Below are 7,267 nucleotides of genomic sequence, written 5' to 3' on the forward strand. Positions count from 1 at the left end.
CTCGCCGCTGACCTTGGCCCGCTGGTCGGCCGACTCGCGCAGCTCGGCGAGCCGCCGCCGCGAGTCGGCCCGCCACTCGGCCAGCACGCCCTCCCTGGCCCGGCGCGTCAGCTCCGGGTCGCCGGCCACGTGCCGGGCCTGGATGAGGCCCAGCACGGCCTTGAGGTCCTGCCTGGCCACCGAGACGGCCTCGTCCACCGTGCGCACCGAGTGGTCGAGCCCGGCGGCCGAGTCCCAGATCGGGTACCAGATCCGGTCGGCGATCCTGGCCACGTCCGGCCGGCCGTCGTGCAGCAGGACCAGGTCGAGGTCGCTGCCCGGGGCCAGCTCGCCGCGGCCCAGACTGCCGACGGCGACGAGGGAGACGCGCTCCCCGTCGCTCGCCGTGCGGAAGAGATCCCTGAGCCAGCGGTCGGTGTCCGCGGCCCGCTCCTTGCGGGCCGCGGCGTAGGACCGCGCCTCTCCCCTCGTCACAGGGCTTCCGGCCCCCGCTCCCCGGTGCGCACCCGGACCACCGTGTCCACCGGGACGGACCAGACCTTGCCGTCGCCGATCTTGCCCGTCTGGGCCGCCTTGACGATGACGTCGATGACGTCCTCGGCGTCGTCCTCCTCGGCCAGCACCTCCAGCCGGACCTTGGGCACCAGGTCGACCTGGTACTCGGCGCCCCGGTAGACCTCGGTGTGGCCGCGCTGGCGGCCGTAGCCGCTCGCCTCGCTGACCGTCATGCCCTTGATGCCGAACTGCTCCAGGGCCGCTTTCACGTCATCGAGCTTGAAGGGCTTGATGACGGCTGTGATGAGCCTCATGCTTCCACCTTCTTGGGGGCCGGCTTATTGGGGGCAGGGGTGACGGTGACGGGGCCGTTGGGGGAGGTCACGCCCGAGGCGTAGACGGTGCCGAGGTCGTAGCCGGTCTCGGCGTGGCTGGTGACGTCGATGCCGGTCACCTCGTCCTCGGGCTTGACGCGGAAGCCCATCGTCTTGTCGATGACCTTGGCGATGACCCAGGTGACGGCGAACGAGTAGGCGCCGACCACGACCGGGCCGAGCACCTGCAGCCCGAGCTGGCCGAGGCCGCCGCCGTAGAACAGGCCCTTGCTCTGCTGCTGCAGGAACGGGTAGGCGGCCACGAAGCCGAGCGCCACCGCGCCCACGACGCCGCCCACGAGGTGCACGCCGACCACGTCGAGCGAGTCGTCGAAGCCGAGCCGGTACTTCAGGCCGACCGCGTAGGCGCAGGCCGCGCCGGCGAGCAGGCCGATGAGCATGGCCGCCCACGGGTCGACGAAGCCGCACGCCGGGGTGATGGCGACGAGCCCGGCGACCGCGCCGGAGGCGACGCCCAGGCTGGTGGCGTGGCCGTCACGCAGCTTCTCCACCACGAGCCAGGCGCCCGCCGCGACGGCGGTGGCGATCTGCGTGTTCATGAACGCCAGCGCGGCCGTGCCGTCGACCGCCAGCTCCGAGCCCGCGTTGAAGCCGAACCAGCCGAACCACAGCAGGCCCGCGCCGAGCAGCACCAGCGTCAGGTTGTGCGGCCGCATCGGCTCCTTGCGCCAGCCCTGCCGCTTGCCGATGACCAGGGCGAGCGCGAGCGCGGCGGCTCCGGCGTTGATGTGGACGACGGTGCCGCCCGCGAAGTCCTCGATGCCCATCGCGTTGAGCCAGCCGCCGGTGCCCCACACCCAGTGCGCGACCGGGACGTACACGATCGTCGCCCACACTACGGTGAACAGCACCCAGGCGCCGAACTTGGCCCGGTCCGCGATCGCGCCGCTGATCAGGGCGACCGTGATGATGGCGAACGTCAGCTGGAAGGCCGCGAACAGCAGGCTCGGCATGCCCGTGCCGTCGTCCTTGGTCGCGGTGTCGACCAGGCTCTGCAGGCCGAGCGCGTCGAACCCGCCGACGAGGTTGTTGAGCGCGGGGCTCGGGTTCTCGGTGAAGGCCAGCGAGTAGCCGAACAGCACCCAGATGACGGTGACGGTGATGATCGCGGCGAACGACATCATCATCATGTTCAGGACGCTCTTGGCCCTGGTCATACCACCGTAGAAGAACGCGAGGCCGGGAGTCATCAACAGCACCAGCGCGGTGGCCGCGAGCATCCAGGCCGTGGTGCCGGTATCGATCTGCACGGCGACCCTCCTTAAATGTGACGTGTCGCCACAGCGTGTTCGCCGCCGGTTTCGGCCCTCCACCTGGTGTGTTTCGCATGGGTGAATCTCGCCGCGCCGGTGTTTCACCCGCGTTTCGGACAGTTCACGCGGCCCGTTGCGGTCCTATGAGCCCCGCCCGCAAGGGGCTTCAGCGGGCCAGGCGCACCGGATCGCCCTGCGCGATCGTGCCGGGGCGCAGCACGCGCGCGTACACGCCCGCGCACGGCTGGGGGCCGGTGCCGAGCACGTCCACCCGGTTGTGCCGGGCCGGGGTGCGCAGCGCGTCGGTGTCGCGCCCCAGCTCGCCGTGGGCCAGCGTCGGCACCGCGCAGCGCGGCGTCGGCGCGATGACGCCGAGCACCAGCTCGTCGCCCACCGCCAGCTCCGCGCCCACCCAGGCGTTCTCCGGGAACCCGGGCTCGGGCGTCGTGATCACCAGGTTCGGCCGGTAGCGGGCCGCCTCGACCACCCCGCGGGGCCCCAGCTCGCCGATCCTGGCCAGCGCCGACGTGGTGATCAGATGGACGGGCGCGAAGTCGAAGAACGTGCCCTCGGGCGCCGCCCCGCCCAGCCCGCCGACCGTGAACGGCACCTCCGCGTCGACTCCCCGGTCCAGCACCTCGTCCGGCACCGACCGCTCCAGCTCGGCGCCCTCGGGCGGCGTGTCCACCAGCCGGACCTCGCGGCCCAGCAGCTCCGACAGCTCCGCGTCACCGGGCGCCGCGCCGCCGCACAGCGTCAGCAGCCCGCGCCACAGCCTCGGGTTCTTGGCACTGGCGATCTTCCCGGTCGCCACGTCGAGCACGGCCTTCACCCGGTCACCGGCCAGCCCGCGCTCGCTCACGCTGCTGGCCGCGACCTCCTCGCCCAGCATCGACTTGACCGGATAACGGAACAGGGACGCGATCTCACCAATCTGCATGCCCGGAATCCTAGGCACCCGGTGCGGCGAGCTCAGGCGGCGGCGTCGGCCATCCGCCGCAGCCGCGCCAGCGCGTCACGCTCGATGCGCCGCGCCCGGTCACGGCCGATGCCGTAGCGCTCCCCCACCTCGGTCAGCGTGTGCTCGCGCCCGTCGACCAGCCCGTAACGCCACCGCAGCATCTCGCTCGCGTCACCCTCCAGCCCGGTCAGCCACTGGTCCAGCCGCTCGCGCTCCAGGATGTCGATCGCCTGCTGCTCCGGATCCGCCCACGTCTCGTCGGCGATCATGTCGCCCAGCTCGGTCTCGTCCTCGTCACCCACGCCGAGCTGCAACGACACCGGGTCGGACGCCCAGCGGCGCAGCTCGCGCACCCGCTCGATGGGCAGCTCCAGCACCGCCGCGAGATCCTCGTCGGTCGGCTCCACGTCGAACTCGGCCAGCATGTCGCGCCGCACCCGCATCAGCCGCGTCATCTGCTCACCGGCGTGCGTCGGCAGCCGCACCGGCCGCGCCTGCTCGTGAATCGCCCGGCCCACCGACTGCCGGATCCACCACGTGGCATAGGTGGAGAACTTGTAACCCCGCTTGTAGTCGAACTTCTCCACCGCCCGGACCAGCCCGAGGTTGCCCTCCTGGACCAGGTCGATGAGCGGCATCCCGCGCCCCGAATACTTGCGGGCCACCGCCACCACCAGGCGCAGGTTCGCCTGGATGAACTCGTCCTTCGCCCGCTGGCCGGAGACGGCCAGCCGCTCCAGCTCCTCGTCCGCCGCGTCCCCGATCCGCGGCTCCGCGCCCCCGCTGTCGAGCAGCACCTCGGCGAAGAGGCCCGCCTCGATCCGCTTGGCGAGCTCCACCTCTTGCTCCGCCGTGAGCAGCGGGACCCTGCCGATCTCCGCCAGGTAGGTCCCCAGCAGATCGCGGTCGGCGACCGCCTGCTCCTGCGCGCGACTCCCCGTAGGCCTTGCCATCCCCAGGCACCTCGTTCCGCAGCTGCGTTCTATATCCGGCCAACGTCCGGCCAGGGGCAAAGATTCCCTAAAGGACTACGACCAGCGGACGGTTCTGGATGTCCTCCTAAAGGAGGAGGCCGTCCTGGAACACCTGGTGAACAAGGGGAACGCCGGGCCGGTAAGCCAGATGAACGTAGGAGGGCGCGTCGAGGATGACGAGGTCGGCACGCGCGCCGGGACCCAGCCAGCCTACGTCCGTCCGCCGCAGCGCGCGCGCCCCGCCCACCGTCGCGGCCCGCACCGCCTCCAGCGGCGTCATCCCCATCTCCCGCACCGCCAGCGCCACGCAGAACGGCATCGACGAGGTGAACGACGAGCCCGGGTTGCAGTCGGTCGCCAGCGCCACCGTCACGCCCGCGTCGATCAGCCGCCTGGCGTCCGGGTACGGCGAGCGCGTGGAGAACTCCGCCCCCGGCAGCAGCGTCGCCACCGTCTCCGAGGCGGCGAGCGCGTCGACGTCGGCGGCGCTCAGATGCGTGCAGTGGTCGGCCGAGGCCGCGCCCAGCTCGCACGCCAGCCGCACCCCCGGCCCCTCGCCGAGCTGGTTGGCGTGCACCCTGGCCTGCAGCCCCGCCTTCAGTCCGGCCCTGAGGATCTCCGCCGACTGCTCGCCGTCGAAGGCGCCGCGCTCGCAGAAGACGTCCACCCACTTCGCGTACGGGGCGCAGGCCGCCAGCATGTCACCCGTGACCAGCCGGACGTAGTCGTCGGCGTCCACGCCCGCCGGCACCACGTGCGCGCCGAGGAACGTGGTCTCGTCGGTCAGCGACGTGGCGATCTCCAGCGAGCGCCGCTCGTCCTCCACGGACAGGCCGTAACCGCTCTTGATCTCCACGGTCGTCGTGCCCTGCGCCAGCATCTCGGCGACCAGCGCGGCGGCCCGCGTGGCCAGCTCCGCGTCGCCCGCCGCCCGGGTGGCCTCGACCGTCGTCCTGATGCCGCCGCCCGTGTAGCGCTCCCCCGACATGCGGGCCCGGAACTCGGCGGTGCGGTCGCCTCCGAACACCAGATGCGCGTGACTGTCCACGAACCCCGGAATCACCGCCCTGCCCCCGGCGTCCACCCGCCGATCGGCCGCCGGGGCCCGCCCCGCCGGTCCCGCCCAGGCGACCAGGCCGTCCTCCAGCACGAGCGCCGCCCCGGCGACCTCCTCCCGCTCCGGATCCCCCGTGTAGAGCAACCCGATCCCGTCGATCACCGTCGTCGTCATCGCACCCGTCCCGCCCTCGTCACCGTCATGCCGTCATCGCCGTCCCGCGCGGGTCGTCCCGCGCGGTCATCTCACGCGGCCGATCGCGTCGGCCAGCATCGCGCCGACGTCCCCCAGCTCGTGGCGGCCATCGGACACCACCCGGCGGCCCGCGGAGATCACCGAGCGCACGTCCGCCGCCGTCGCCGCGAACACCACCGCCTCCAGCCCGCCCGCACCCGCCGTACGCACCGAGTCCAGGCCCACCGTCACCAGATCCGCCCACGCCCCCGGCACCAGCAGCCCCGCCTCCGGGAACCCCAGCGACGCGTGCCCCGCCGCCGTCGCCGCGCCCAGCAGCTCGGCGGCGCTCCAATGGCCGCGCCGCTCCGTCGCCAGCCGCTCGTCCAGCTCGACCGCCCGCGCCTCCTCGAACAGGTCCACGACCGCGTGACTGTCGGACCCCAGCGTCACCGGCGCCCCCCGGTCGTACACCCTCCTCGCCGGCCCGATCCCGTCGGCCAGATCCCGCTCCGTCGTCGGGCACATGCACACGTGCGTCCCCGACTGCCCCAGCAGCTCCACGTCCACCTCCGACAGATGGGTGGCGTGCACCGCCGTCGAACGCGGGCCCAGCGCCCCCTGCTCGTGCAGCACCTGCACGGGGGTCGCCGCGTACGTCTCCACGCAGGCGGCGTTCTCCGCCCGCTGCTCCGACACGTGCGCGTGCAGCGGAGCGGCGTGCCGGTGCGAGAACTCCACGACCACCGGCATCTGCTCCGGCGGCACCGCCCGCACCGAATGGATCGCCGCGCCGATCTCCACGTCCGGCTGACCCTCGTACGCCGCGGCCAGCTCCTCCGCCCGCACCGCCCACCCGTCGGCGTCACCGTCGCCGAACCGCAACTGCGCCCCCGCCAGCGCCCGCCCCGGCCCGCCCGCCACATAACAGGCGTCGATCAGCGCGATCCGCAGCCCCGCCTCCCGCGCCGCCTGCACCAGCGCGTGCCCCATCGTGTTCGGATCGATGTACGGCGTGCCGCCCGGGCCGTGGTGCAGGTAGTGGAACTCCCCCACACTCGTGATCCCCGCCAGCGCCATCTCGGCGTAGACCGCCCGGGCCAACGCCAGATACGCGTCCGGATCCAGCCGCGCGGCCACCTCGTACATCTGGTCGCGCCACGTCCAGAAATCCCCCTTGCCGCCCTGCGTCACACCCCGCAACGCCCGGTGGAAGGCGTGCGAATGCGCGTTGGCCAGGCCCGGGATCGTCAACCCCGGCAGCCGGTGCGCGCCCCCGGGCTCACCCCGGCGCACCCCGACGATCCGGGCGCCCTCCACCTCGACCAGCACCCCGGCCGCCACGCCGTCGGGCAGCCAGGCCTGCTCGCACCAGTAGGTCAGCGGCACAGCTCCTCCAGCACGTTCGCGAGTGCGGCGACTCCCGCCTCGCAGTCTGCCTGCTCGGCATGCTCCTCCGGGGCATGGGACACGCCGGTGGGGTTGCGCACGAACAACATCGCGCTCGGCACCCCGGCCGCCGCCAGGATCCCCGCGTCATGCCCGGCCCCGGTCGCCAGCACCGGCACCTCACCCCCCACTGCCCGCCCCACCCGCTCCCGCAACCCCACATCGAACCCGACCAGCGGCGTCCAGGACTCCTCCCGCACCACCACCCCACCCCGCAAGCCCGACCCCTCACCCGGAGCCAAACCGCCCTCCTCGGAGCCCCGACGCTTCACCGAACCCACGTAACCCCCCGAGGAGCCCGCACCGCCGTACGGGGCTGCGGCCTCCCCCGAGGAGGAGCCACCCACCGAAGCCACCCCACCCTCCGGGACCGCACCGCCCTGGGAGGCCGCGCCCCCCGTGGAGGCCGCGCCGTACGGGGCCGGGGCCTGGCCCCGGACTGAGTTGCCCGGCGGGGGCTGGGGGCTGGGGGAACCGGCTGGGGTGCGGGGTTCGGGGGGTTGGGGGGC

The 7,267-nt window shown here is 73.2% G+C and carries 8 protein-coding genes; all 8 read right to left on the reverse strand.

The annotated features are described in order from the left end of the window. Nucleotides 1-474, reverse strand: a 474-nt coding sequence (locus KME80_RS52495) for a nucleotidyltransferase domain-containing protein (protein WP_219519636.1), incomplete at its 3' end; no start/stop codon positions are given. After that, on the reverse strand, nt 471-809 hold the full coding sequence (locus KME80_RS48990) for a P-II family nitrogen regulator (protein ID WP_093259464.1): 339 nt from the start codon (nt 807-809) through the stop codon (nt 471-473). The genes KME80_RS52495 and KME80_RS48990, both read right to left, overlap by 4 nt. Further along, nucleotides 806-2,140, reverse strand: coding sequence for an ammonium transporter (locus KME80_RS48995; protein WP_219519639.1), 1,335 nt, complete (start codon nt 2,138-2,140; stop codon nt 806-808). The genes KME80_RS48990 and KME80_RS48995 overlap by 4 nt, the downstream gene beginning before the upstream one ends. 169 nt (nt 2,141-2,309) lie before the next feature. Next, nucleotides 2,310-3,083, reverse strand: a complete 774-nt coding sequence (locus KME80_RS49000; protein WP_246647119.1) for an MOSC domain-containing protein — start codon at nt 3,081-3,083, stop codon at nt 2,310-2,312. Between the two features lie 32 nt (nt 3,084-3,115). Further along, complete coding sequence (locus tag KME80_RS49005; protein ID WP_219519642.1) at nt 3,116-4,057, reverse strand: sigma-70 family RNA polymerase sigma factor; 942 nt, start codon at nt 4,055-4,057, stop codon at nt 3,116-3,118. 106 nt (nt 4,058-4,163) lie between these two features. After that, a complete protein-coding gene (gene hutI, locus KME80_RS49010) occupies nt 4,164-5,309 on the reverse strand; it encodes an imidazolonepropionase (RefSeq protein ID WP_219519645.1) in 1,146 nt (381 codons plus the stop codon). 66 nt (nt 5,310-5,375) lie between these two features. Next, the gene (locus KME80_RS49015) at nt 5,376-6,698 is read right to left on the reverse strand and encodes a formimidoylglutamate deiminase (RefSeq protein ID WP_219519647.1); all 1,323 of its coding nucleotides are present in this window, start codon (nt 6,696-6,698) and stop codon (nt 5,376-5,378) included. After that, nucleotides 6,689-6,976 carry a M20/M25/M40 family metallo-hydrolase gene (locus KME80_RS51505; protein WP_372455462.1) on the reverse strand — a complete coding sequence of 96 codons (288 nt, stop codon included), beginning with the start codon at nt 6,974-6,976 and terminating at the stop codon, nt 6,689-6,691. Before KME80_RS51505 ends, KME80_RS49015 begins: the two co-directional genes overlap by 10 nt. Nucleotides 6,977-7,267: the final 291 nt, after the last annotated feature.

The sequence above is a fragment of the Nonomuraea ceibae genome (assembly GCF_019396325.1).
In the GTDB taxonomy this organism is placed as follows: Bacteria; Actinomycetota; Actinomycetes; order Streptosporangiales; family Streptosporangiaceae; genus Nonomuraea; species Nonomuraea ceibae.

Coding starts and splice junctions, on each gene's coding strand:
- KME80_RS49000 (WP_246647119.1), bottom strand. CDS start 3,083: ATGCAGATTGGTGAGATCGCGTCCCTGTTCCGTTATCCGGTCAAGTCG.
- KME80_RS48990 (WP_093259464.1), bottom strand. CDS start 809: ATGAGGCTCATCACAGCCGTCATCAAGCCCTTCAAGCTCGATGACGTG.
- KME80_RS49005 (WP_219519642.1), bottom strand. CDS start 4,057: ATGGCAAGGCCTACGGGGAGTCGCGCGCAGGAGCAGGCGGTCGCCGAC.
- hutI (WP_219519645.1), bottom strand. CDS start 5,309: ATGACGACGACGGTGATCGACGGGATCGGGTTGCTCTACACGGGGGAT.